Annotated in this window: 16 protein-coding genes; 3 read left to right on the forward strand and 13 right to left on the reverse strand. The window is 51.6% G+C overall.

From position 1 onward, the window contains the following. Nucleotides 1-29 precede the first annotated feature (29 nt). The 13 genes from EYB48_RS00905 to tssC form a co-directional block, all read right to left on the reverse strand. On the reverse strand, nt 30-863 hold the full coding sequence (locus EYB48_RS00905) for a DotU family type IV/VI secretion system protein (protein ID WP_162018405.1): 834 nt from the start codon (nt 861-863) through the stop codon (nt 30-32). Nucleotides 864-867: 4 nt separating this feature from the next. Beyond that, on the reverse strand, nt 868-2,298 hold the full coding sequence (gene tssK, locus EYB48_RS00910) for a type VI secretion system baseplate subunit TssK (RefSeq protein WP_162018406.1): 1,431 nt from the start codon (nt 2,296-2,298) through the stop codon (nt 868-870). Between the two features lie 41 nt (nt 2,299-2,339). After that, complete coding sequence (locus EYB48_RS00915) at nt 2,340-2,870, reverse strand: hypothetical protein (protein ID WP_162018407.1); 531 nt, start codon at nt 2,868-2,870, stop codon at nt 2,340-2,342. A 2-nt stretch (nt 2,871-2,872) separates the two neighbouring features. Continuing rightward, nucleotides 2,873-3,268, reverse strand: a complete 396-nt coding sequence (locus EYB48_RS00920) for a DUF4150 domain-containing protein (RefSeq protein ID WP_235934819.1) — start codon at nt 3,266-3,268, stop codon at nt 2,873-2,875. Between the two features lie 84 nt (nt 3,269-3,352). After that, nucleotides 3,353-3,916, reverse strand: a complete 564-nt coding sequence (locus tag EYB48_RS00925; protein ID WP_235934821.1) for a DUF3540 domain-containing protein — start codon at nt 3,914-3,916, stop codon at nt 3,353-3,355. Beyond that, nucleotides 3,913-4,980, reverse strand: a complete 1,068-nt coding sequence (locus EYB48_RS00930) for a pentapeptide repeat-containing protein (protein WP_162018408.1) — start codon at nt 4,978-4,980, stop codon at nt 3,913-3,915. The genes EYB48_RS00925 and EYB48_RS00930 overlap by 4 nt, the downstream gene beginning before the upstream one ends. Further along, nucleotides 4,977-7,655: a DUF2169 family type VI secretion system accessory protein gene (locus EYB48_RS00935; protein WP_162018409.1), complete on the reverse strand. Its 2,679-nt coding sequence runs from the start codon at nt 7,653-7,655 to the stop codon at nt 4,977-4,979. The genes EYB48_RS00930 and EYB48_RS00935 overlap by 4 nt, the downstream gene beginning before the upstream one ends. 7 nt (nt 7,656-7,662) lie before the next feature. Then, on the reverse strand, nt 7,663-10,470 hold the full coding sequence (locus tag EYB48_RS00940; protein WP_162018410.1) for a contractile injection system protein, VgrG/Pvc8 family: 2,808 nt from the start codon (nt 10,468-10,470) through the stop codon (nt 7,663-7,665). Further along, nucleotides 10,467-11,588 carry a type VI secretion system baseplate subunit TssG gene (gene tssG, locus EYB48_RS00945; RefSeq protein ID WP_162018411.1) on the reverse strand — a complete coding sequence of 374 codons (1,122 nt, stop codon included), beginning with the start codon at nt 11,586-11,588 and terminating at the stop codon, nt 10,467-10,469. The genes EYB48_RS00940 and tssG overlap by 4 nt, the downstream gene beginning before the upstream one ends. Further along, on the reverse strand, nt 11,552-13,384 hold the full coding sequence (gene tssF, locus EYB48_RS00950) for a type VI secretion system baseplate subunit TssF (protein WP_162018412.1): 1,833 nt from the start codon (nt 13,382-13,384) through the stop codon (nt 11,552-11,554). Before tssF ends, tssG begins: the two co-directional genes overlap by 37 nt. 41 nt (nt 13,385-13,425) lie before the next feature. Then, nucleotides 13,426-13,809 carry a GPW/gp25 family protein gene (locus EYB48_RS00955; protein ID WP_162018413.1) on the reverse strand — a complete coding sequence of 128 codons (384 nt, stop codon included), beginning with the start codon at nt 13,807-13,809 and terminating at the stop codon, nt 13,426-13,428. Nucleotides 13,810-13,864: 55 nt separating this feature from the next. Beyond that, nucleotides 13,865-14,440 carry an Hcp family type VI secretion system effector gene (locus EYB48_RS00960; protein WP_162018414.1) on the reverse strand — a complete coding sequence of 192 codons (576 nt, stop codon included), beginning with the start codon at nt 14,438-14,440 and terminating at the stop codon, nt 13,865-13,867. Nucleotides 14,441-14,485: 45 nt separating this feature from the next. Continuing rightward, entirely contained in the window at nt 14,486-17,101 is a 2,616-nt protein-coding gene (gene tssC / locus EYB48_RS19025; protein ID WP_202927621.1) for a type VI secretion system contractile sheath large subunit, read from the reverse strand. A gap of 936 nt (nt 17,102-18,037) precedes the next feature. Here tssC and EYB48_RS00975 point away from each other — a divergent pair. From EYB48_RS00975 to EYB48_RS00985, 3 genes are all read left to right on the forward strand, one after another. Further along, nucleotides 18,038-20,362 carry a glycosyl hydrolase family 18 protein gene (locus EYB48_RS00975; protein ID WP_235934823.1) on the forward strand — a complete coding sequence of 775 codons (2,325 nt, stop codon included), beginning with the start codon at nt 18,038-18,040 and terminating at the stop codon, nt 20,360-20,362. 8 nt (nt 20,363-20,370) lie between these two features. Beyond that, nucleotides 20,371-21,762, forward strand: a complete 1,392-nt coding sequence (locus tag EYB48_RS00980) for a glycoside hydrolase family 19 protein (protein WP_162018415.1) — start codon at nt 20,371-20,373, stop codon at nt 21,760-21,762. A gap of 112 nt (nt 21,763-21,874) precedes the next feature. Beyond that, the gene (locus EYB48_RS00985) at nt 21,875-23,410 is read left to right on the forward strand and encodes a glycosyl hydrolase family 18 protein (protein ID WP_162018416.1); all 1,536 of its coding nucleotides are present in this window, start codon (nt 21,875-21,877) and stop codon (nt 23,408-23,410) included. Nucleotides 23,411-23,412 lie beyond the last annotated feature (2 nt).

Here is a 23,412-nt window from a genome sequence, read left to right on the forward strand (position 1 = left end):
CTCGAAAAATGTCGGTAACTTCTGTCAATTTAAAATTTGTCCGGCGAATACACATTCCAAAACCAAATCAACGTCGATAGCAACAGGTAGCCAATACCAAGATGCCTGAGCCAACGTATCCAAGGTGCCAGCGGTGCGATACGTTGATCTTTTCCGTCCGTGATCTGCTGTTGATAGGCCTGTATAAAAACATGCTGTGCTTCACTGCTGACACGTCTTTCTCCGGCGATGGCAAGCAGACGTTTTCGATATTCGGCTAGCTTAGCCATGCCATGTTGACCGCGGTGCTTACCTTTGAAGCCTAGCTGTAAGATCAATAAAAATACGCTGGCTAAATCCGCATCTAACGCGGTGCATTGTTTGGTGTTGATTAAACGGTCGGCCAGATCAAAAAATTCTTGTCCGGCGCGGCAGGTGCCAAACATTTTCTTTTCAAGAGGAGAATTGACCCATGCGTCCTTGCCCGGCCAGTCTAATTCCAGGATGAAAATGTCATCCGCCAGTGCTGCCATCGCGTACAAGGCTAATTTATGCATCCTGATTTGTGCGTCGCTGGCATGGCGTCCAAACTCCAGATATTGCTGGCGCAACAGCGTGAGCAGACGTTGGCTGACCGCATCCACCAATGCGTTGATCGCCTCATCGGTTTTATAGCTTTCATCAGTACCCTGAAGCCTGGAGGTTGCTGCAAGCTGTTCATTTCCCTTATTCAAATAAGCAGCTAAGCGATGTTCGTTCTGGGCTTTTTTAATGTTTGCCACTTCTTCATAAAAATTGGCGCAGCAAGTCAATAGCATGGAACCTGATGCCTTGGGCACATCATCGTTGTCAGTCCATTGCAGGATTGGTTGTTGCTTGTTCATTTTTTTAGTTGCTGGCGTTGGCGTTATCGCGGGGCAGCTTGTGATGCAAATAGATCGCTGCCGGCATATTTTTATCGGATTTTCCTTGTATGAATAAAGACTGATCGGGCGCAAACAAGTCTTGCTCAATGCCGACACCCAGCTCCACTTTCCGGTTTTGGATGGTGAATAAATCGGCTAGGGGAGGCAGTTGCCGACGCTGAATTTCATCTGGCGTGAGTTGGCGAACCTGAGCCCCTGGAATACGTTGCCTGCGCAATTGTGATATCAACATGCCGCTTGCAATGTCAGCTTGATTCAACCAACGGCCGATATCTTCAAGTGACTGACCGTGGTGTGGTTTAACTTCAATAATTAAATCGTCTTCCCAACTTACGGGCAATTTACGTCCAAAGCCGTAGTCGCCATGCGCCTGGAAGGGATGCACTTCGTAGACTGGTTTAGGCGCGCTCAGACGTTCCTGTTCGATACGTTGCATTTCCACTGCCAGCGTTTCTTCGATATAGCGCCATGCTGCCTGGAATTGCGGCAAACAATCGTCATGCTGATAGGGCAGCAGTTTCGGTGGCAGCGGACTTTCTGCAAACATGGTCATGCAAGCAATCAAAGGTGCCAGCGCCTGATACAAGGCTTGCGGGTGGCAGCTGGCTTCTATCGTCATGGATAAGCCTGGCAAAGCGCTCGCTAAATGGCGTGCAACCAGCTGATTGCGCACACCGCCTATAGTCAACTTACCGTCTTTATGTTTGCCACTGGCTTCATTAAATAATTCTTCCACCTTGCCCCACCAGCTTTCGTGTTTATTGCTGATCAGACTGTGTAAGCAGTGTGTACCGAGATGCGAGCTGGCTGACAGGCGCAACATCGGTGGCAGGTAAGTTCCTATACGCAGGATGCCAGCGGCATCACGTTCTACTTCCAGCAGTGGGCAGGCACACTGGCCAGTGGAAGGCGAAAGCCGGCTTAAGACCAGTTCATAGCGCGTTTGCAATCGTGGTACCGTAATGCCACTCTCGCCGGTGTTTTCATCGACAGTGAGCTGGCCGATTTGCGAGTTGAAACGTCGGTCCTGGTCACTTTGACGCGCCGCACAGGGGCCGCGTTCCGGCACCAGCAGCCATACACGCATAGGCGCCTCACCGGACTTACAGGCGCTGACATTGAGTTGCAAGACTGGCTCAGGCTGACGCGGAAAATTTCCCGGGTGGGTCAGGGAAGTGCCATCTGGCAGTACACATTCCAGTTCATTGATGACGACGTTCTCTTTAATTAACTCCACTTTCATGTGCAACAAACCCCAATAGTGCGGCGTGATGCAGCTCAGACGGTGGCGCAACTGTTCATGCCAATAGATATCGTTTTGTTGCAGATGTTGCGGTGAGAGCAACATGCCTTCCGACCATTGCACGGCATCGGGTAAGGGTAAGGTTTTCATGCTGTTGATCCTTTCAGTCCAAATTCACCTGCTGGTCCGGCTTATTTTGCAGTTGGCTTACTAAACAAATTTTTAAATAAACCAAGCGGTTCTTGTCCCTGTACCAGAATCGTGTCAGGCGTAAGTTGAATCACTACACTGCCATACGGCGTCAGGTTGGCCATTAACTGTCCCCCTGGTTTGACATAGTTGGCATAGCTGTAGACGCCTATCGCTTTTTTATATCGCTCCGGGAAAGCGCGTTCTTGTGGCAAATTAAGTGTGCTGATGGCCGGTATTTGCAGTGACAACACATCCAGCGAGGTCGCCAGGCTGGCCATTAATGCGGCTTTCTGATCAAACCAGTCCGAACCAGTTTTCGGTAATAAAGGCAGTGCGTTGCTGTCATAGACAAACACCAGATCCAAGGCGGTGGCGGTATTTTGGTTAGCGTTCACCGCAGCCTGAATTTGTATGCTTTGCAAACTGGTCGATGGCAGCTTGGTGGCGCAGCCGCCTAAGGCCAGACCTAACAAGCTAGTTGCCATCAAACCCAGCAGCGTATTTCCAAGAGGGAGGGAGTGAAGTTTCATGGTCAGCTCAGCAAAAGCACACGGAATTGGGCAGGTGTCAGAGAAAGGCCGGGCGTGTTTGGCAAGATCCCGTTTTGTCCGGTCAGACTGGTTAAACGTGTACCGAACACACCACCCATCAGGGTCTTAAAACTGCCGAGCAAAGCGCGGTCCGGCCCCATGATCAGATTGGAAATCAGACCCGTCAGTACACCGGCCTGATCACCATTACTGATGGTTCCCATGGTGATCAGGTTTTCGGCCAGTCCTCCGCCGACTATGACGTTCGGCACCGATGGAATATGGGTGGTAGACAGGGCTATATTCGGAAAGGGCACAGGGATGGCTAAGGGCGGTGTCTTACAGACATCCAGAAACCCCAAATTGAGGACGCCGAGATTGGTATTGGCAAACATCATGACTCCCTGTGCTAAGTGAATTAATCCTTATCCGTACGGATAAATTGGTATTGCTGAATCGAGCTACTGAATTGCGCTGCTGACTCAACCCATGCTGATGCGTTCAGCGTCGATCTTCACATCCTGTTCAGCCGTGACACTGGCTTGTTTGCCGTGCAGACGTAAGACTTGTCTGACATCGAGTAAGTATTGTTCTGCCTGGCCAATGTAATTCCGTACGTTCTGCACTAAGGATTCGCTCACCGTTGTGAACAGATTGCGTGCCGTCAGGCGCAACACACCGGTGCTGGCGGTTACGTCGACATCGCCTAAAGCCCGCAAAGCAAGGCTATCAAAGGCGTTGACCTCGACCTGCTGCTGCATAATCGTCAGTTGTTTCATGCCGGGGACCGACAGGCAAGCAGAAACGCTGCGCGGTCTATGGAGCAAGTGAACGATATAGGTATCGCCCTGTTTCGCCATGGCGACCAACACTTTGTCACCGGCGATAGGTTTCAGTAAGCACGACACAGCGGGTTGAGCCAGACGTCCATCGTCGAGTAAAAAACTGCCATCCTGCATTTCCACAGCGACGCAGGCTTCGGCCCACACCGGGCTGTTGGGAACGGGGGAGGACGAGGTCTGGGTTTTTGGGCTAATTTTCATCATGTCTGCTCCGTTGAAAGGGTTCTGGCTTCAGCTGCCAAGAGCTCAGGGTCGGTGTACCAGGTATGCTTGCGATCCGCCGAGTCAAAGCTGCTGTCGTGTAGTTCTGTATTGTGAAAATTGCTGTAAGCAAGTTGGGTGCGGTCAAACACCAGCTCGTTGCCGCGCACATGATCGAAGCGGCAATAGCGCATGTCGCTGCCAAAAAAATTGGTTTTGTTCTGCAGGCTTTTAGTGAACACGCTGCCGTTTAGATTAGCCTGCCGGAACTGGCAGTCGTTCATCCTTGCCTGTTGGAAGATGGCATTTTCAAAATTTCCATTCGATAAATCGGCTTCTGCAAACTGTGCTTGCTCAAATAATGAACGTGCCGCCTGAATGTGCTGCATGCGGGTTTGTTGGAATTGCGCTTGCTGGCAATTGCTTTCGGTCAGATTGACATGCGTTAAATCAGCCTGATTAAAATTGGCTCCGCGCAGCATGCAGCGTTCCAGTTGAATACCGTGTAATACCTTGCCTTGCAGATTGGCGTTCATTAACACTGCCGTGTGTGCAGTAAGGCCATCCAGTTTGACGCTGCGCAGATCGAGGTCATACAACACAGCCTGGTCAAGTCTCAGGCGTGAAAAATCAGCGTTTTGTACGACACAACGATTGATCGCCGTGCGCTCAATGATGGCATCCTGAAAAACGGCATCGCTAAAGTCGCACATGCTGATCATACTTAGTAGCAAATGCGTTTTGCTCCAGACCGTAGCACGGCAATCGCAATCGATTAAGCTGATCGTTTTAATACGTTGTGGTGGCAGCGTCGCTTGCTGCATCTGGCAACGGACAAACGTGGTATTTCCCAACTGCGCCGCGCTGAAATCAACACCACTCAGCTTACAGTCTATAAATTTGGCTTCGTTTAAATCACAGTTGCTCAGTAAGGCATCTGTCAATACGCAGTGATTAAATACCGCTTTCTGCAGGGAGCGGCCACGTCCATCCAAACCGTGTAAATCGGCTGCGTCTATCGGGCGTCCCAGACGCAGACATTTTTCAATTTCTGCCCAGCTCATCATGCGACTCTCCTTTGTGGATCAAGCCGGACTTGATCCAGACAGGCACCGTCCAGCTTCGCGCCTGTGAGATCGACCTGTACCAGATTGGCGGCCCGCAAATTGGCGTCACTGAAATCGGCTTTGCGACCTAAGGCCCGGAAGAAATCTGCCTGCCCGGCGTCGACCCGGCACAGTTTGGCATTCATGAACAGGGAGCTGGAGAACAGACCCATACTCAGCCTGGCATCACTCAGATCGCAGCTGCCAAAATCACATTCCAGAAATTGCGCATCCGTGAAGTCAGCAGCGATGAAAGACGCGCCGTGCCAGCCACACTTACTGGCTTGCGCCTGACTAAAATCAGCCTGAGAAAAATCAGTTTTTCCGCCGCCATAAGCACGTAGCAAGCTAGCCTTAATCCAGATGCTGGCGTGTAGTCTGGCATCCATGAAGACCGCCTTATGCACTTGCGCGCCGCTGAAATTTGCCTGTTCCAGACTCGCCTTCAACAGTATTGTCTGATCCAGCTTGGCATGTTGCCAGGAGCTATGATCGGCGCGGGCTTCGAGCAATGTGCTACGGCTGCAATCAGCACGATCCAGGCAAGCGTGGCTTAAGTCTATCTTTAGAGCCAGGCAATCGCTAAGGTCTGCATCCTGCAAATTCGCTTCTGGCCACACGGCATCAATCGCTCGAGCCTGGTTGAGCTGCGCATAGTCAAAGCAGACAGCTGTACCATGGGACAGGCAGAGATTCGCATTGCTTAAATTGGCGTGGCTGAAGTTGGTTCCGTTGATACTGGCTCCGGTTAACACCGCGCCGCTTAAATCAGCACCGCTAAAATTAGCGCCGTCCAGCAGGCATTGCTCTAACATGATCTGACGTAAATCCGCGCCAGAAAAATCAATATTGCGTAAATCGGCACCAGCCAGATCGCGTCCTGCCAGACAGGCACCGCCAGCTTGCCATTGACGCACCTGCTCACCCAGCCAGCTTGCCACCTCAGGCGACATGGCTTGCGCCGGTGCCGTAGGCTGCGGTGCAGCGTTGCGCGCCTGACGTTTTTGCTGCGCTTGTTGTAGCAGTGCGGCGTGAATGCGCTTGCGTTCGGCCGAATTACTCTGGTCTTGTTGAGCGATGTCCAGGACGCTCATTAATTCTGCTAACTCAGCAGGCAAGATGGTGTTGTGCTGGTCTTGCGGTAATAAGTCATAGGCTGGCACACTGGCCAATTCCAGTGCAGCGTTTTGTTGTGCTTTCATGTCAGCTGCGGGTGGCGCTGGTGGTGTTGGCAGATCGGCGAGTTGAAGCTTCAGATCGGCAAGCCTGGCATCACCATCGACCTGTGCTTGCGCCGCCACGGCTTTCGCTGCCGCCACCACGCTACTGAGATCGAAATCACCTTCTGCCAGATCATGTTGGCTAATGCTGGGCAGCGCCTGAATGTTGGCTTGCGGGGCGACATGACCGGGCAAGGGCTCTATCCCGCATTCGGCCCAAAAATCCTGCTCCATTTCATCCAGCAGCGCTTGCTGTTGCGCGGCTCTTGCCGTCGTTTCTTGTTCGATCAACGTAGCGCGTTTGCTCAGTTCTTCCGTACTGCGGGCTGGAGCCAGTTGGGACTCATTAAAGGCATGCAAGGCAGCGGTTTCTGGATCCATACGTAGCGCAAACACTTGTTGATAGTGTTCCAGCGTTTTGTCTTCTCCTGCAGCTTCATAAGCAAGCATGATGGCCTGGACATCTTGTCCATCAATATCCTGAATGGGGGTTTGGCCGTGATAGATCGCCACACCGAGTTGCTGTTCCGGGAAAAACCATACCGTATCCATTTGCATCCTTACCGACTGCGCTTGTTCAACCGTACAATTTTTTTGCAGTACAAAGGCGCGTACCGTGGCGTTGGGCAAAGTCCCTGCTATGCAGCTCAGTTCTGGATGCATACCTTCCAGACGATATGCCTCACCGCCACTAAAATGCTGTGGCATCCATTGATCGACAGGTGCGGTATTAAATACCGACCAGTCTACGTCTTTCGCCAGTCCGGGGGCGTGATGATCCAACCAGTCCTGATTGAAGGTGCCGTGCTTTTCTTTACGCGGACTCCAGGTCATGTCGATAGGACCAAAGCCAGCTGGCGCATACTGCTTCAAGGGTGATTTAATCGGCGTTTCCGGATATTCGATATTCGGCATAGCACCATGATTTTTACCAAATAGCGGCCCCAGCAGTTGACCGGTGTAGCCGCAGCCGATGAGATTGGCGGTGTGATTCGCTGCACCGAAAGCGCGTTGATACACCAGTGGCATCTGAGTGAAGCTTTGTGGCTGTGAAATCTGATACAGCGGCAATAAGCTATATACCCAGTTGCGATCACCCAGTACGCGCAGCCGCTTGTCTATGCTGCCAACGCAAAGCCGTACTTGCATTTCGCTGACTGCTTTTCCGCCAGGAGCAAAGGCGGATCCTGCCACCAGTACCTCGCTATGTGTTTTGGGCATGACTTCGTCAATCGGACGGCCCAAGGGCAGGGCGGGAACAATGCGCGGCCATTGAATATTTTCAACTAAAAAACGTGTCGCGTTCTTTTGTCCGAGTTGAAAAAAACCGAGTGCGCTGATTACCAGAAAGTCCTGTCCCTGAAAGCGATAGGGCTTTTGCAGTATGCCTAAGGTGAGCGGTTTGATGATTTTCATTGTCTGCTCACAGAAAAAGTTGGATTGCAGTCAGAATTTTCATCGCCGGCCCACTTAATTTGAGTTCCGTGACCGCTGGTCCAAGCTTCAATTCGGATGCTGATCCCCACAGTTCAATCGAGTTACTGGAACCCTTGATAGACATAGAATTCGATTGGCCGACGATGTCGAGCGAGTTACTCATACCTTTCATCGACATGGAGTTCGCAACGCCTTCAATAGAAACCGAGCTGGAGACGCCGGTAAGCGACGTTGAGGTCGACATGCCTGTCAAATTGTTGCTTAAGCTGGCGCCAGTCAGTGCAACGCTGTTGCTCATTCCCGTAAGCGAGTTACTGCTGCTCATGCCGGTCAGCGACATTGAGCTCGTCATACCAGTCAGTGAGGTGTCGTCAACCAGGGCCCGGAGTGATGTCGATGTGCTCATCCCGACCAGCGTGGTGTCTTTTGTCACCCCGGTCATGTTGACATTGACGGCGGCGCCCGTCAGTGCTGTGTTGTTGCTGAGCGCAAGCACGGTATTGTTCATGCTGAGTCCGGTCAGGCTGCTGCTGACGCTCATGGCGGTAAGTGCATCTGAGGTATTGATACCGGCAATGATGTTGCTTGAGGTGGTATTGCCATTATTCAGCGAGCTTGAAAATGTATTGCCATTAACCGTGGTGTCAGTAGTGATTTTCCCGTTATTGGTCGTGCTATTGACCGCATCACCAGTCTGGGTGCTGGTATTGCTGGAGTCTGCATTGATGGTGGAGATAGTCGTGACCTTCCCATTTTGGGTCGATTCAGAATACGTCGTTCCGGTAGTGAGGGCATGGCTTTCGCTTTTGCCTGTCGTTGAGTTGGAATACGAGGTGCCGATATTGCTGAAGCTTGATGTCACCGCGGCGTATTGACGTGAGTAGCTTGAGCCAGATGATTCGGATGCGCTGGAGATATCTGCAGCGCCGCCATATGGCCCCCATAATTCTGCTGCATTCGGGACAAAGCTGGTCGCGACACTTTCTGCTACCGAAAAGCTATAACTGGCGCCTTGAGAGTAGCTGCTGTCACGATACAGTCCAGTATTGTATTTATTGAGTATGATGCCTATCGCATTCGGTAAATCGGCCTGTGAGTACTGACCGAAACTGATGTTGTTGGCGTCACCGTAACTGGTCGAATAATTATTCCCGACCCGGGTACTGGCGTCCCACCCGGTAGGCATAATGCATTTGCTGCCGTCGGTAGCAATCACGTTTTGTATTTCCGGCAGCTCGGATTCATCCTGTGCGCGGCTCACCATGACTAAGGCGCCGACTTCCGGCACGGTGGTCATACTTGATCCCAATTTAACGAAGACCGGCGTTTGGCCGTCCGCATCGGTGCAAAAATTTACATACACCCCAGTTGGCTGGTAGAGCGGTTTAGGGCTATTGTTATCGCGGAACGAACTATGTTCCGGTGAGAAGTTAGCGGGCAGAAAATGGGTCCAGTTACTTGGTTCCGGGTCGCCGCTATAGCCGATTACCATGGCCAGCAAATTGCCTTGCTGGGTTTCCTGCATAGAAAATTTACTGATCAAACCACTGGCCTTTGTGGCCTGGAATTCGTTTTTATATTCACCATCAGCGGTCGCCGTATGTTTTACCTGGGTCAGTACAAAGTCACAGTCGGCAAACGAAGGGCGTACGATTTCCGGATGATTCAAACGGTCTTGCGGTGTCGCCTGGCTGGCGATGCTACCCAAGTGGAATTGATGTCCTGCCCGGAAATGGGGACAAAAACTGGTGCCGGAAAATTGTATCGATTCTGCTTCGAACGCCGCGCGTGCTGCTTCGGTATAGTCGAGCACCTCATCACCCGTATCGCCATATTGATAGGATTTAAAGAGGTAGAACGGCAAATCCCCGGAATTCAGTGCCTTTTGTGCGGCATCAGAATGAAATGTCAGCAAGGGCTGTGATTCCCATGTCGCATATTGGCGTGTGAAAATGCCATTAACAGAACTGCTGCTGAGTGAGCGTTGATAGCTGTACTGAGTAATCACATCAGGTTCATTCGCTCCCAGGGCTTCCAGATCGGTACTGCGATAACGAAATGCCGGTGCATCCGGATACACGGATGGATAGTTCGGATAGTTGGCAAACACGATGGTGTGACTGGTCGCGGTATGGATAAAGTAATAGTACAAATAGGCTTTACCCATTAAGCGTACGATGAAATCGTAGTCACTTTCGCCAGCTTGTAACCAATCCTGTACGCGTGCCACAGCCATATTACTGTTACCGGCAATCTGCATGCTATACAGGATGGTGTATTGATCAAGCAAATCAGCAATCGTGTCACGGACATTCATTTGGCGGTGCATACGGTAGGCGTTACTTAATTTCAGCCGTGCCAGCGCTGGCTTCATCGTAACCCGGTATACGCCTTGGTCTGCCATCGCGAAGGCGCTGATGATGCCATTGAAAAACGCAAATTCTGGACCTGCCGCCGGACTCAGCGTCTGGTTCACCGCAGCCAAAAAGCGTTGCGTCATTTCTTCTTGCGTGTAGAGAGAAGGAAATTCGATTCCTACCGTGATCACCGCACCCAGCAAATCGTCCAGATTGAACAGGGCGCCACCGGAGTGACTGGTGGTATTGGCATGCAATTCCAGTTCATATTCAAACAAATCGGAGCTGCTGTCCTGCCCCTGAAAACTGACCAGACGAAATACCTCATCGCTGACTATGCCACGCTGCGGCAAAAATATCGCCACATGCAAAGGCTGCGCGGGTTGGGGAATCGCGGCAACATTAAAATTGGCAACCGCATCAACTCTGGCGTTCATACTTGCTCCATGCTGGCAAAGGCTGGTATTAAGTAGTTGATTTGACGCGCCTTCCTGGTCGTTTCTTCGCTGCCGCTTAACCAGGCGCTGTGACTTAGGCGCAAACCCAGGTAGCGCTGACCATGTTCATTTTCTTTTGAGCTGCTGACCAATCGTGCAGCCGGCACTTCGGATTCGAGTAAGTGCAATTGCATCTCACAGTCATGTAAGCCATTGACTAGCAGACGCAGCAGTCCGATCAGTCCGTTGTAACTGCGGTTATTGTCCGCATTGTCCTCCGACTGCCTGGGCTGACCCGAACGTAGGGCTGGTGGCAGTAGTTGACTGAAGCGCGCATAGTTCAGCGGCGCTACGACTATGCGTATCCTTGCGGCCTGATCCCAGGCTTTTTTGCCCAGCAATGAATGTTGTCCCAGCCTTTGATTACGCTGGCCCAGCGCGATACGCTCGTCTGCTTCTATCATCTGCCATGCACCTACCCATTGCATGACGCTCACTTTGGCACCGATGTACAGAGTGAGAACCTGGGCAATGGCGTCCGCACTTTTGCGACAATTCGCCAGCAGACCAGCCAGTCCCAGCAGACTCCTTTTTGGTAAATCGATTTGCGCACTTAATTGCGGTAATCCCAGCCCCATAATTGCTGCTAACTGCGCTGCATGCTCGGTTTGCGCTGGCGGCAAATGATTTAAGGCCAGCGTTTGCCGTGCTTTGAGTTGATAGCGCACGCAATTGAGGCGATGATTAAAAACATCTAAAAAATCAGCTAAAGCAGGGGTGCGGGCGCGTTTCAAATCGCGTATCCACTCCACATAGGGTTCTGGCAAAGGGCCGAGTTGGCTGGCAATACAATAATTTGCGGTTTTGATTTCTATCAGTTCTGACGCTGGCCTGCTTCCTTGTGCAGGAAGTACTTTGTAGCGCAGGGCACTAAATTCATGACCGGCGAAGCCAGCTGATAAATCGGCCCGGAAACGCAGACGCAATTGCGGATCCAGCTGCTGAGCCGGTACGGGCCAGTGCATCAGGCGCAGCAATTGAAACACATCAAAGCGCTCATAATGTTCCAGCACGACTTGTTTTACAGTACGGTCTGCACGCCAGCCAATGGTTGCCATTGTTTTTGTACTCCAGTGAGGTTATTCATTTCCAGGCTGACTTCAATCGAATTATTGACGGTGGCGTAGGAACGTAAAAAATGGCGTAACACGGAACAAAACAATACTGCGCTGCGATTTTCAAATCCGTATTCATCGATATAGAGCCGGACATCTTGTCCGCGTACAAATCCGCGCCAGCCATCGCTATGTCGATGGTGCATGGTTGGTCTGCAACGGACTGACAGAATGCTGTCGATCTGCCGCATGCTGCTGGCTTGATTCGGGCCAAGATGCAAGCGCAAAATATCTTTTAAGGCGCTCAGCGCCTGTTCGCCATCGGCCAGCGAGAGGTGGTTGAGGCTTAATTGCGAGACCAGGGACCAAGGCCGGGAGCCGATAATCGGTGGATTTTGGTGCGGCGTCGGTTTGCTTAGCGCGGTAATCCTGGTGACAGCGCCAGCCCCCTTTAAGTACATCGTCGCTCCGCAGGTTATTTGCTCGGCCAGGCGCCGGTTGGTACACAGCGCGCGGCCACCGATGACTTCATCGACCAGCTGGGCCTGGTTAAAGCGTTGATCGAGAAAAGAAACGAATAACTCGCTGCCGGCAATATTGGCGCCCAGGCTGGCTTCACGCCGTGTCACGTAAAAATAATCCTGCTGAGCCAGGCGTTCTGATTGGTCAATCGCAAAATACGGCGCAATTTGGCGCGGCGCACCTTTGGGCCGTATCGATTCGAGCATTTCTATCGCATATATTTCGCATTGACTGTGATTTTCCAAATCACCGAGCAGACGGTATTCAAATTGACTATGATCGAGCGTTAGCGGGTCAATTCGCTGCGAAAATAAATTAATTAAGGGCACACAGTTCAGACGCAGAACGGCCGGGTTAAACACCCTGTTTTTTGGCAGAGCCGAGTCCAGTACAAATAAGAGATCAAACTGATCAAAAATCTCGTTAAAGTCGACCCTGCTCACTTCAAAAAACATGAACTTTTCCGGGAAAGAAAAATATTCTTGCAGTAAACGGTAGCCGGGATGTGTTTGCGCATTATTCGGCAACATGGCTTCATCATCCTGATCGCCCAGCCAGCGAAAGCAGGTGTTGGGCATCAGGCGCGGTGCAGGCGTTTCGGTTTTCCCTTTAGCCTTGGGCAATTGCAATACGATGCTGCTTAAGGAGAGTGCCAGCATATCGTATAAATCATAGGCGCCAGGTTCGGTGGGATTGATAAAAAATCGTATCCGTCCTTGCCCTGATAAATTGTTCACGCCCTTGCAACGCAGCCGCACCCGCAAGACGGAAGCAGCGTGGCGGTCACCGCGTAAAAACGGATAGTTTTCCAGTGACTCGGTTTCTACTTCCATCACTTCCAGTGGCAGCAAGGGTGTCTCGTAGGCTGTCCGGAAACGACAGTCCATGCTTTTTCCATGTTGGTTAACCGCCGGTGCGTTAATACTGCGGCCACGCTCCAAGATCTGCTCTTTGGACAGATCGCTGCCAGCTGGCTTCACGCTTAATTCGGCGATTAACATGGAGGGGGTTGGGGCTGCCAGATGCGGGTAGAGCGAATTCAGCAGGGCATTGGCCGTGTCCGCCTGATTGACCTCGCTCTGGTATTGCAAACGTCCGGTTAAAAAGGCGAACGATTGCATTAATAATTCGACTTGTGGATCGCGGGCTTCACCTTGGTTCAGGCCCAGAGAATGCGCCAGTTCAGGATGCTGTTGAGCGAAGGCAAGCCCTTCCTGGCGTAGCGCAGAAAGCTCTGACTGGTAAAAATCCTTCAGTTTGGTGTTTGCGCTTAACATCACAGATCCCGGTTTGGAATGACTGATTGAAAAAATCGGCTTTATCTAGGTAATTCGAAGAAAAACTGTTCAGGCTCAGCATTCACCGCTAACTTTCCGGTCACCACTAACTGAAACGGCGTGAGTACCTGTCCAGTTGGACGGATACTGGCATGTGGCCGTAACAAACGAGGTTCATACCGTTCGATTAAGCTGGTGAGCCGCGCGGCATACCGTTGCAAGGCATGTTGGTCCAGCATGCCTTGCTCGACCACGTGCGGCATCCAGAAGTCGAGCAAGCTGGCAGCATCATGATCGTCGATACCGAGACGGGCACTGACCAGCCGTTGAATCTGCGCCTCAATCAACTTGGCGGGATTCACTGCTTCCAATTGTCCCGGTTGCGGCAGCGTTGGATTGGCCAGACGTTCCATGAGATATTGCATGATCCAGACTCCTGTAAATTCCAAGCGCTGACCGCCGACGATCGTTTTGTCAAATTTATGGTGAAGTAAAGGCACCGATGGCGCGGTTTTGCCGGACACTCCAACCGCTCGCAATCTGACCTGGCACGGTGACATCATTGGCCTGCATCGAGTACGTCCACAAAATCTCAGTGAAATTGAGCTTGAACTGCTCCGTTGGCATGTCATCCGGATGCGATTGAAATTGAATTTCGCTGATGATGGCGTCCCGCAGCTGTATCGTAATGATGTTGGCCAGTGTTTCCCCCGAATTGCGCAGCAGATAAATAATCGACGGCGCACTTGCACCTTTACCCAGCGGCGCGGCACGCAAGCAGTAGTCATACAATTTGACCGAAGCCGCATCGACATACTTCACACAGGTAAATTCGGTGATCACGGGACGACCTGAAGTGCGCGCCTGATTACTGACGTCTGTGGTAATTTGCTGCTTCATGCCATGATGAATTGAGGTCAATTCAAAAAAGGGATTTTTGTTGGATGTACTCAAGGGGCTGGCACCTTTGGTAATCGGCCAGTCTCCCTGTATCAAGCTGCCTGCACCTGCGCTTAAGACTCCTGCGTCGCCAGGCTGAAATAAGATTAAATCCATGTTAGCTCCAGTAATGATCAAAGATACGATGAATGCGACTAAGGTTTAGCCCGGCAATTTCGCGACGAGTCGAATTGAAGTGGTCAATTCTTCTAACTGGAAATGCGGTTTCAAAAAGACAGTCGCACGATAGACTCCCGGTTCGCCAGGAACATCGGTAACCACCACGGACGCTTCACGTAAGGGGTAGGCTGACTTGACTTCCTGCGAGGCATTGTCATCAAGCAAAACATAGTTGGCGATCCAGCCATTTAAATAAGACTCGACATTGCCGCGAGTCATGAAGCTGCCGATCTTGTCACGCATAATGACTTTGATGTAATGCGCAAATCGTGACGCGGCCAGGATGTACGGCAACATGGCTGAAATCTTTGCGTTCGCGTTAGCATCATCGGAGAAGTATTTTTTAGGCAGATTGGTCGTCTGTCCGCCGAAGAAGGCGGCACGACCGGTTCCCTTGCAATGACACAGGGAGATGAAGCCCAGGTCATTGAGTTCTTTTTCGCGCCGGTCAGTAATGGATACTTCTATCGGGCAAAACAGTTCGCTGCTGCCGGCGTTGTTGGTATAGCTGTACAGCGGCAAGCCTTCGATTAATCCACCGCCTTCGACTCCACGGATTGCCGCTGTCCAGTTATACAGAGAGAAGGCATTGGTAATGCGCTCGGCCAAAACGTAGGCAGCGTTACCCCACAAGAAATTTTGATTGTCTGGTTTGGGATAGCCCAGCAAATCGCCTTTGGGTGAGAAGTAAGGAGTCAGATCTTCACCGGAGATATTTTCTTCAAAATTGATCCCTTCGCAAGGCGTGGTATTCCGCTTTTCTGGTCTTCCGTAAGGCAGGCGCAGCATAACGCGTGGCATCACCAGCGAGACGTAACGTGCATCCTCCGTTTCACGGAATTCACGCCAGGCTGTGAGTTCGGCATTTTCGAAGATTTTTGCCAGATCACGCGGCTTGTCCAGCTTATCAAAGCCGCTTAAACCAAACATGCTGGTTGACGCGGCGGCGATAAACGGTGCATGAGCAGCGGCGGCAATTTCTGACATTTTTTTCAAAAAGTCGATATCCGCTGCACCGGCTCCAAGTTCATAACCGCCAATCAGCAAGCTATAGGGGAAGCCGCCATAGGTGCCATATTCCGCTTCGTAGACCAGTTTAAACAGCACGCTTTGGTCAAATTCAACCGCCTTATCCATGTCCTTGGTCAGCTCGGCTTGCTGGGCATTAAAAACGCGCAGCTTCAACATTGTGCTGGTCTCAGTATTGAATACCAAGTGACCTAAGCCACGCCAGGTGGCTTCCATCTGTTTGAAGCCTGAGCAGTGCAAAATAGCGCTTAAGGCTGTGCTCAGTTGTTGGTCGCAATGTGCAACGAGTTCATCTATGACTGCCGCTGCACCGCGCTTTTGAGCACTTAACATGCGGCTCATATCATCGTTATTACCGAAGTAGGAACGTACTTGCAATGAAAAGTGATAGAGACGGAGTACAGTTTTAGCCGCATCGACTTGTAGCAATGGAGTCAGCGCATCCATGATGCCAAGTTGTGCCGGACCAGGTGTGGTGCCATGTATGAACTTCGCGAAGTTCAGGAATGCAAGTTGAGCCGCATCATCTGGACCTGTCATCCCCAGTATCAGCAATGGTTTTGCCCAGACTGGATCATTTGTCGGGGCATAGAGGGCACCATTGAGATCATCGAGTTTGATGCCGGCAAAGGTAGGATCAGTTGCGGTTTCGGCGGCTTTCGTATCAAAACCCAGATGGCTTAACAGATCACCGCGCTTGGTGAAGCTTGCTTTGACTTCGTCATTAGCATTTTCTGGCTCGGCTCCAGCTAACTGCAATTGTTCAATCACCAATTTAGCTTTGAGACGATTTTCCAGATTGTCCGGAGCACTCAGTGCGCGTGCCAGTGCGACCGCATTTTGTGCGGCACGATCCAGCATTTTTGGGTTCGCCACATCGTCTGCGGAAATCAGCGACCAGGATAGATACAGGCTTGCTTTGGCTTTGGCCGCAGCTTCATTCGCTGCGGCATCGGTACCGGCGACTTCGGTTGCAGCAGTCGTTCCATCCTGTAATTCCAACAGAGCTTTACGAAGTGCTGATTTCTCTGCATCTTCGGCCACTGGGAAATTAGCCAGCATCCGGAAATTATCAGCCTGTTTGGCTGGATCGTTATTCTGCATGAGGGCATCGACATGATGGGCAATGTCATCGTCCGATTCATAACTGGCTTGCAAGCTGCGGATGAGTCCGCGTGATTCATATAAAGCGCGCAAGCCGGGCAATTTTTGAATCACTTGCATCGGTTCGAAGTCAGCCATGTTTTCGAACACAATATGCTTATCTTCAGGCGTGGACAGCAGTGCCGCAATCGATGGGGCAATTTTCGGAATTTTGACCAGATCGACCCGTGGCCCTATGGTTTTCATGACATCGTTAAAATTATCACGGTCTATGTCGACCATTTTTCTTTCTTTTAACGGTGTCGGAATCTGGTTAGGATCGCGATCCCCTGATAAGTCGGCCAGAATGCCGACGATAAAGGGCAGCTCTCGCTTTTCAATCGCGCCGCCAGTTTCGACATCATAGGTAATTTTGACCCGCGGAGGTCTAACCCGTAAAAGTCGCTTTTGTATGCTTTCAGTCATGTTGTCGCCTCGTCTCAAGTTTACTAAGATGTCAAACCACGATTTTCAGTCATGTGTGTACAAACAGGCCGCACATTGCTGAAGGAATAAAATCGTTCTAATTCGCAAAGAGCGTTTCCCAAAATCAAGATGTTGCTTGACTTGACGTTGGCAACTACCCGACTTGTCGTCTTTGCTGATGTGCCGGAGTCGTACGATGTATCGATAGCAATTGGTGTGCCACGTTTTTGTTTGAGCTTAACTTGTTGAATTTAAAGGAAAGTTTTATTTTTTCTATTTGAGGTAGGACGTTTTTTACCTAGTGCACGAGTATCCGCTTTCAAGACATGCAGTAGAGCGTGGTGGGTGAAATTTATCCTGGCTGTGGTGAGATTTAACCCAGTGCCTTCATGCGAGTCATTTGTTAGTGCATACCCGTACAGCTTACTTAGCCGGATTCAATCTTCATATGCATTCTTATGGATGGAATGCGACATTTGAATTCCCAGCTAGCGAGCTCCACGATCTATGTACGCACTGGGATTTTTTACTGCCGGTATTTTCGTTTCCCTTTTTCTGCCTTCCGGGTTGGTTCAGCATCCCCGCTCTGTTTAATACCAGTTACATATTTAAGCCTTTGTTGAATATGTGTCCTCTAGGCAATTATTTGCTGAAAAACGAAATTGTAAGCCGGGACAAAAACCACTTGCAGGCCTGTTGTTCTCTCCTAGACTGGACTTGCTCATCTAGTACCAGATTAATACCAAAATAAGTCACTAAATTAGTCACCAAGAGCGTGCAAAAACGCGCTGTTCTGGTCTGCGTCAGCATGGGCAAGGGTGGTGTACGGCATCGCAGCAGCAAGTCTTAATGCGCTGCTGCCGCGTTGTATGCCTGAAAGAAAATTCGGTGTGCAGGTGCTGAACCTGGACAAATGGATGTTCACTTGGGGGAGACATGAAACAACAACTTACTATGCGCTACGCGCAGCTGTTAGGCATGAGTTTGTGTGCGGTCGTGACGATGGAGGCACAAGCGGCCTGCAGTTCGCCAGCCTGGGATGCGGCGAAGGCTTATAGCGGTGGTGCCAAGGTGTCGTATCAGGATCAGGAATGGAGTGCGAAGTGGTGGACGCAGGCGAATCCGCCGAAAAATGATGCAGATAGTCCCTGGAAGTTTGTCTCGAATTGTAGTGGCGGTGGCGGGGGAGGTGGCGGTGGTGGCGGATCGTCAGATCCTGTGCTGGTTACGCCACCATTACCACCGGGTAGTGCACTGTGCCGGCCTGATGGCATGGCGGTGACTACAGGCGTGAACGCACCTTACTGCCAGGCTTACGATAGCAATGGCCGTGAAAAACTGGGTAAGCTGCAGCGCCGTGTGATCGGCTATTTCACCAGCTGGCGCACCGGTAAGGATGGCAGTCCGGCGTATCTGGCGCATCAGATTCCCTGGGATAAGCTCAGCCATATCAATTACGCGTTTGCGCATGTGGACAGCCAAAACCGTATCTCGGTCGGTGATGTCAGTGACCCTAAAAATGCAGCGACCAGCCTGCAATGGCCAGGTGTGGCGGGTGCAGAAATGGACCCAGGTTATGCGTATAAAGGGCACTTCAATCTGCTTAATAAATTCAAGAAACAAAACCCGCAAGTGAAGACCCTGATCTCAGTTGGCGGATGGGCGGAGACTGGCGGCTATTTCGACAGTACCGGCAAGCGCGTCAATAGCGGTGGCTTTTATGCGATGACGACGAATGCTGACAATAGTGTGAATCAGGCCGGTATCAATGCCTTTGCGGATTCTGTGGTGGCGTTTTTGCGTCAGTACAATTTCGATGGCGTCGATATCGATTATGAATATCCGACTTCGATGAAAGATGCAGGTAATCCGCTCGATTTTAGTATTGCCAATGCGCGCCGTCCCGGCCTCATGAAAAGTTATTCAGCCTTGATGAAAACCCTGCGTGAAAAATTGGATGCAGCAGCGGCGCAGGATAACCGCTACTACCTGCTGACGATTGCCGCACCGGCTTCGGCCTATTTGCTGCGCGGTATGGAAAACTCACCGGCACTGGCATATCTGGATTTTGCCAATCTGATGTCTTATGACTTGCATGGTGCCTGGAATGAATTTGTAGGCCCGAATGCCGCCTTGTTTGATGATGGTAAAGACGCCGAACTGGCGCGCTGGAGTGTATACAGCTCTGCACAATATGGCGGTATCGGCTATCTGAATACCGACTGGGCGTATCACTATTTGCGTGGCGCGATGCAATCGGGCCGTATCAATATTGGTGTGCCGTATTACACCCGTGGCTGGCGTAATGTGAGCGGCGGGACCAATGGGCTGTGGGGTAAATCGCTGGGCAGCAATTGCCCGCCGGGCACCACCGTGTGTGGCGCGGGTGCGATCGGTATCGACAATCTGTGGCGTGATCTGGATGCGCAAGGCAAGGAAGTGCCTGCCGGTGGTAATCCTATGTGGCATGCAAAAAACCTGGAACGTGGTGTAGCTGGCTCTTATCTGGCCAGCTACGGCCTCAATCCGGCCAGCAATCCGGATGACAGACTGGTGGGCAGCTATGTGCGCAATTACGATGCGACGCTGGTGGCGCCGTGGTTATGGAATGCACAGAAAAACGTTTTTCTTTCTACAGAAGATGAAGCATCGGTACAAAGAAAAGCGCAGTGGATCATCGCGCAGGGCATAGGCGGGGTGATGTTCTGGGAGTTGGCCGGTGACTATGACTGGAACGCCACGCGCGGTGAATATTTTATGGGTAGCAGTTTAACGCGCAGTTTTTATCAGGCCTTCAGCACGGCAACCCCTTACGGCAATCTGCGTTCTAAACAAACTGCGCCGACAGCTGCCATCGATTTACTGGTCGAAGTCTCAGGCTATAAATTAGGCGACGCCAATTATCCGATGAATCCCACGCTTAAAATTACCAACCGCTCCGGTTTTACGCTGGCAGGCGGTACAGAAATCCAATTCGATTTACCGACTTCCACACCGGACAATACCAGCGATCAGTCCGGCATGGGCCTGCGCGTACTGAGCAGCGGACACAACGGAAACAACATCGGTGGCCTGAAAGGAGATTTGCATCGTATGTCCTTCAAGCTGCCGGCCTGGTCGAGTTTGCCACCAAACGCCAGCACCAGCATGACGCTGAATTACTTCCTGCCAATTGCTGGGCCAGCTAACTTCAGTGTCATCATCAATGGCAAAGCCTACGCCCTGCGTAGCGAACAGCCCTATCTGCCCTATATCAAATGAGGTCGGCCATGAAGCTCAAACTAATCAGTCTGTTGTTCGCGTTTGCACCTGCCGCCTATGCTGCAACACCGGTGTGTTCACCCTGGCAAGCCAGCAAAGTCTATGTGAAGGGGGATTATGTTCAGGTGCAGAGTAAAGTCTGGCGTGCCAAATGGTGGAGCCAGAATAACCAGCCAGGTGCAGCCGATGTGTGGGAAGCGCGCTTGCCGGGTGAGTGTACGCCGGATACCAGTAATCCCGGCAACCCCGGCGATGCAGGCAATCCTGCGGGCAGTCCGGCTATCCCCAGCCGCAAAGAGGCCGAGGCAGAAGAAGCAAAAAAAACCGATAACCCGCTGTTTAAACGTATCCAGTCCAGCGTGCGTACTTTGGATAGTGCAGCGGTCGATGCGGTGCAGCCTGGGCGCAGCGCCAATCCCCTGAATGTGAAACGGGTGGAACGCATACTGAGTGCGGCCGATTGGCAAACCCTGTTCCCTCTGCGTGATGCCAGTTATAGCTATACACGTTTTTTGCAAGCCATCGCCAAGTTCCCTGCCGTGTGTGACGACTATAGCGATGGCCGCAATGCCGAGGCGATTTGTCGTAAGACGCTGGCCACTATGTTCGCCCACTTTGCACAGGAAACCGGCGCACACGATCCGAATTCCAGTGTGCCGCAATGGCGTCAGGGCCTGTATTTTTTGCGTGAAGCGGGCTGTTCGGATAACGACACCAGCTGCGGCTATAACGCGGAATGTGAGCCATCAACCTGGCAAGGGCAAACCTGGCCTTGCGGTAAAGATGCCAGTGGACGCTGGAAGAAATACTATGGCCGTGGTGCGAAGCAGCTTTCGTACAACTACAACTATGGCCCATTTTCTGACGCCATGTTCGGCACTGTGCGCACTTTGCTGGATAAGCCGGAACTGGTGGCTGATACCTGGCTCAACCTGGCTTCGGCGATTTTCTTCTTCGTCTATCCGCAACCGCCCAAACCATCCATGCTGCATGTGGTCGATGGCAGCTGGCAAATCAATGATGCCGATCGTCAGGCTCAGCTTAGTCCCGGCTTTGGCGCAACGATACACATCATCAATGGCGGGATTGAATGTGGCCAGGGCTACGACAAACCGCAGGCACAAAACCGTATCAGCTATTACCAAAGTCTGGCCGCATATTTTGCGGTACCGATTGCAGCGAATGAGGCACTTAGTTGCGCCAATATGAAACCCTTTCCCGCTGGCGGGGCAGGTGCGCAATTGCTGTATTGGGAGCAGGACTGGAGTTATGACCCACGTCGTCCGGATGGCAAAAGCTATGCCTGCAAACTGGTGTCTTACCAAACCCCGCACTACGCATTAAAGGCGGGCGATTATGTGCGTTGTGTTGAGCATCACTTCAAAGTCGTACTGAAGTAAAAGCTGGAGTTGATACAAAATTTGAACGCAAAGGGCTGCTCACTCTGGCAGCTTATCGGGAAAGTTTTGCATCAGCCTACATATCAGACTACATCCCGAAACGGAGGAAACTATGTATGCAATGAAATCGGTATTTTATGGTGTTGCCTTGTGTGCTGCCATGAGCTTCAGTGTGAATGCACAGGCTGCAGCAGCGTGTGACTCCTGGTCGGCGGCGACCGTGTACACCCAGGGCAAATACGCAACGTACCAGGGTAAAGCCTGGCGCGCAAAATGGTACACCCAGAATGAAACACCCGGTGCGCAATGGGGACCTTGGGAAGAGCGTCCCGCTTCCGAATGTTCAGCGACACCAACACCCGGTGGAGACGGTAGTGGCATCCCGGAACCCAGTCCTACCGTAGGCATGCACCATGGCTCTTATTTTGCGCAGTGGGGGATTTACGGACGTAACTACAAATTGCGCAATCTGGTGGATGCGGGCGGCGACAAAAAGCTGACCTTCCTGAACTACGCGTTTGGTAATGTGTATGCGAATGGCGAATGCAATATCGTGACCCGTACTGAAACTGGCAATGGTGACGGTGGTGATGGCTGGGCCGATTACCAGCGCGGCTTCGCAGCCAATGAATCGGTCGATGGTGTCGGTGATAACTGGGACGATAAACTCAAAGGCAATTTCAATCAGCTCAAAAAACTGAAGCTGAAAAATCCAGGCTTGAAGGTCATGATTTCCTTAGGCGGCTGGACCTGGTCGAAAAACTTTAGCAAGGCAGCGGCGACTGAAGCCAGCCGCAAGGCGTTGGTCAGCTCCTGCATTAATCTCTACATCAAAGGTAATCTGCCAGTGGCAGAAGGAACGGGCGGCACTGGCGTCGCCAAAGGCGTGTTTGACGGCATCGATATTGATTGGGAATATCCGGTAGCTGGTGGTTTGGCCAGCAATGGCTATAGCGCTGCAGATAAGCAGAATTTCACGCTGTTACTGGCAGAATTCCGCAGTCAGCTGAATGCATTGAGTGCCACCAATAAGCGTCGTTATTACCTGACTGCCGCAATTGGTTCCGGTGTCGATAAAATCCGCAATACCGAACCTGCCTTGTACTCGGCTTATCTCGATTGGGTTAACGTGATGAGCTACGATTATCACGGTGGCTGGGATGCGACTGGGCCGACCAATTTCCAATCCAATTTATATGCTGATGCTGCTGCACCGGGTACTGGCGACATCCTGAAATACAATATCCACGATACGGTACAGGCACTGACTGCAGCGGGTATGCCTAAAGCGAAGATCGTACTGGGTATACCTTTCTATGGCCGTGGCTGGCGTGGTGTGGCAGCGGGACCAGATAAGAATGGTCTGTACCAAAGTGCCAGCAGTGCAGCACCCGGTACCTTCGAGGCAGGTATCGATGATTACAAAGTGCTCAAGCTCAAGCGCTCCACCAGCTACGTGCATCCGGTCACCAAACAACTCTGGATTTACGATGGCAATGAATTCTGGAGTTACGATGATCCGGCTGTGATCGCCACCAAGATTGCCTACGCCAAAGAAAAAGGTTTGGGCGGCCTGTTCTCGTGGTCGTTGGATGGCGACGATGCGAATGCGACGCTGTTAAAGGCCACAGGGGGCATACGGCCATAAAC

The organism is Cognatundibacterium crateris (assembly GCF_010078235.1).
In the GTDB taxonomy this organism is placed as follows: domain Bacteria; phylum Pseudomonadota; class Gammaproteobacteria; order Burkholderiales; family Burkholderiaceae_D; genus Undibacterium; species Undibacterium crateris.

What these genes read in the sequence shown, in the direction of transcription:
- EYB48_RS00905 (WP_162018405.1), bottom strand. Translation starts at nt 863, where the DNA reads ATGAACAAGCAACAACCAATCCTGCAATGGACTGACAACGATGATGTG.
- tssK (WP_162018406.1), bottom strand. Translation starts at nt 2,298, where the DNA reads ATGAAAACCTTACCCTTACCCGATGCCGTGCAATGGTCGGAAGGCATG.
- EYB48_RS00915 (WP_162018407.1), bottom strand. Translation starts at nt 2,870, where the DNA reads ATGAAACTTCACTCCCTCCCTCTTGGAAATACGCTGCTGGGTTTGATG.
- EYB48_RS00920 (WP_235934819.1), bottom strand. Translation starts at nt 3,268, where the DNA reads ATGATGTTTGCCAATACCAATCTCGGCGTCCTCAATTTGGGGTTTCTG.
- EYB48_RS00925 (WP_235934821.1), bottom strand. Translation starts at nt 3,916, where the DNA reads ATGATGAAAATTAGCCCAAAAACCCAGACCTCGTCCTCCCCCGTTCCC.
- EYB48_RS00930 (WP_162018408.1), bottom strand. Translation starts at nt 4,980, where the DNA reads ATGATGAGCTGGGCAGAAATTGAAAAATGTCTGCGTCTGGGACGCCCG.
- EYB48_RS00935 (WP_162018409.1), bottom strand. Translation starts at nt 7,655, where the DNA reads ATGAAAATCATCAAACCGCTCACCTTAGGCATACTGCAAAAGCCCTAT.
- EYB48_RS00940 (WP_162018410.1), bottom strand. Translation starts at nt 10,470, where the DNA reads ATGAACGCCAGAGTTGATGCGGTTGCCAATTTTAATGTTGCCGCGATT.
- tssG (WP_162018411.1), bottom strand. Translation starts at nt 11,588, where the DNA reads ATGGCAACCATTGGCTGGCGTGCAGACCGTACTGTAAAACAAGTCGTG.
- tssF (WP_162018412.1), bottom strand. Translation starts at nt 13,384, where the DNA reads ATGTTAAGCGCAAACACCAAACTGAAGGATTTTTACCAGTCAGAGCTT.
- EYB48_RS00955 (WP_162018413.1), bottom strand. Translation starts at nt 13,809, where the DNA reads ATGCAATATCTCATGGAACGTCTGGCCAATCCAACGCTGCCGCAACCG.
- EYB48_RS00960 (WP_162018414.1), bottom strand. Translation starts at nt 14,440, where the DNA reads ATGGATTTAATCTTATTTCAGCCTGGCGACGCAGGAGTCTTAAGCGCA.
- tssC (WP_202927621.1), bottom strand. Translation starts at nt 17,101, where the DNA reads ATGACTGAAAGCATACAAAAGCGACTTTTACGGGTTAGACCTCCGCGG.
- EYB48_RS00975 (WP_235934823.1), top strand. Translation starts at nt 18,038, where the DNA reads ATGAAACAACAACTTACTATGCGCTACGCGCAGCTGTTAGGCATGAGT.
- EYB48_RS00980 (WP_162018415.1), top strand. Translation starts at nt 20,371, where the DNA reads ATGAAGCTCAAACTAATCAGTCTGTTGTTCGCGTTTGCACCTGCCGCC.
- EYB48_RS00985 (WP_162018416.1), top strand. Translation starts at nt 21,875, where the DNA reads ATGTATGCAATGAAATCGGTATTTTATGGTGTTGCCTTGTGTGCTGCC.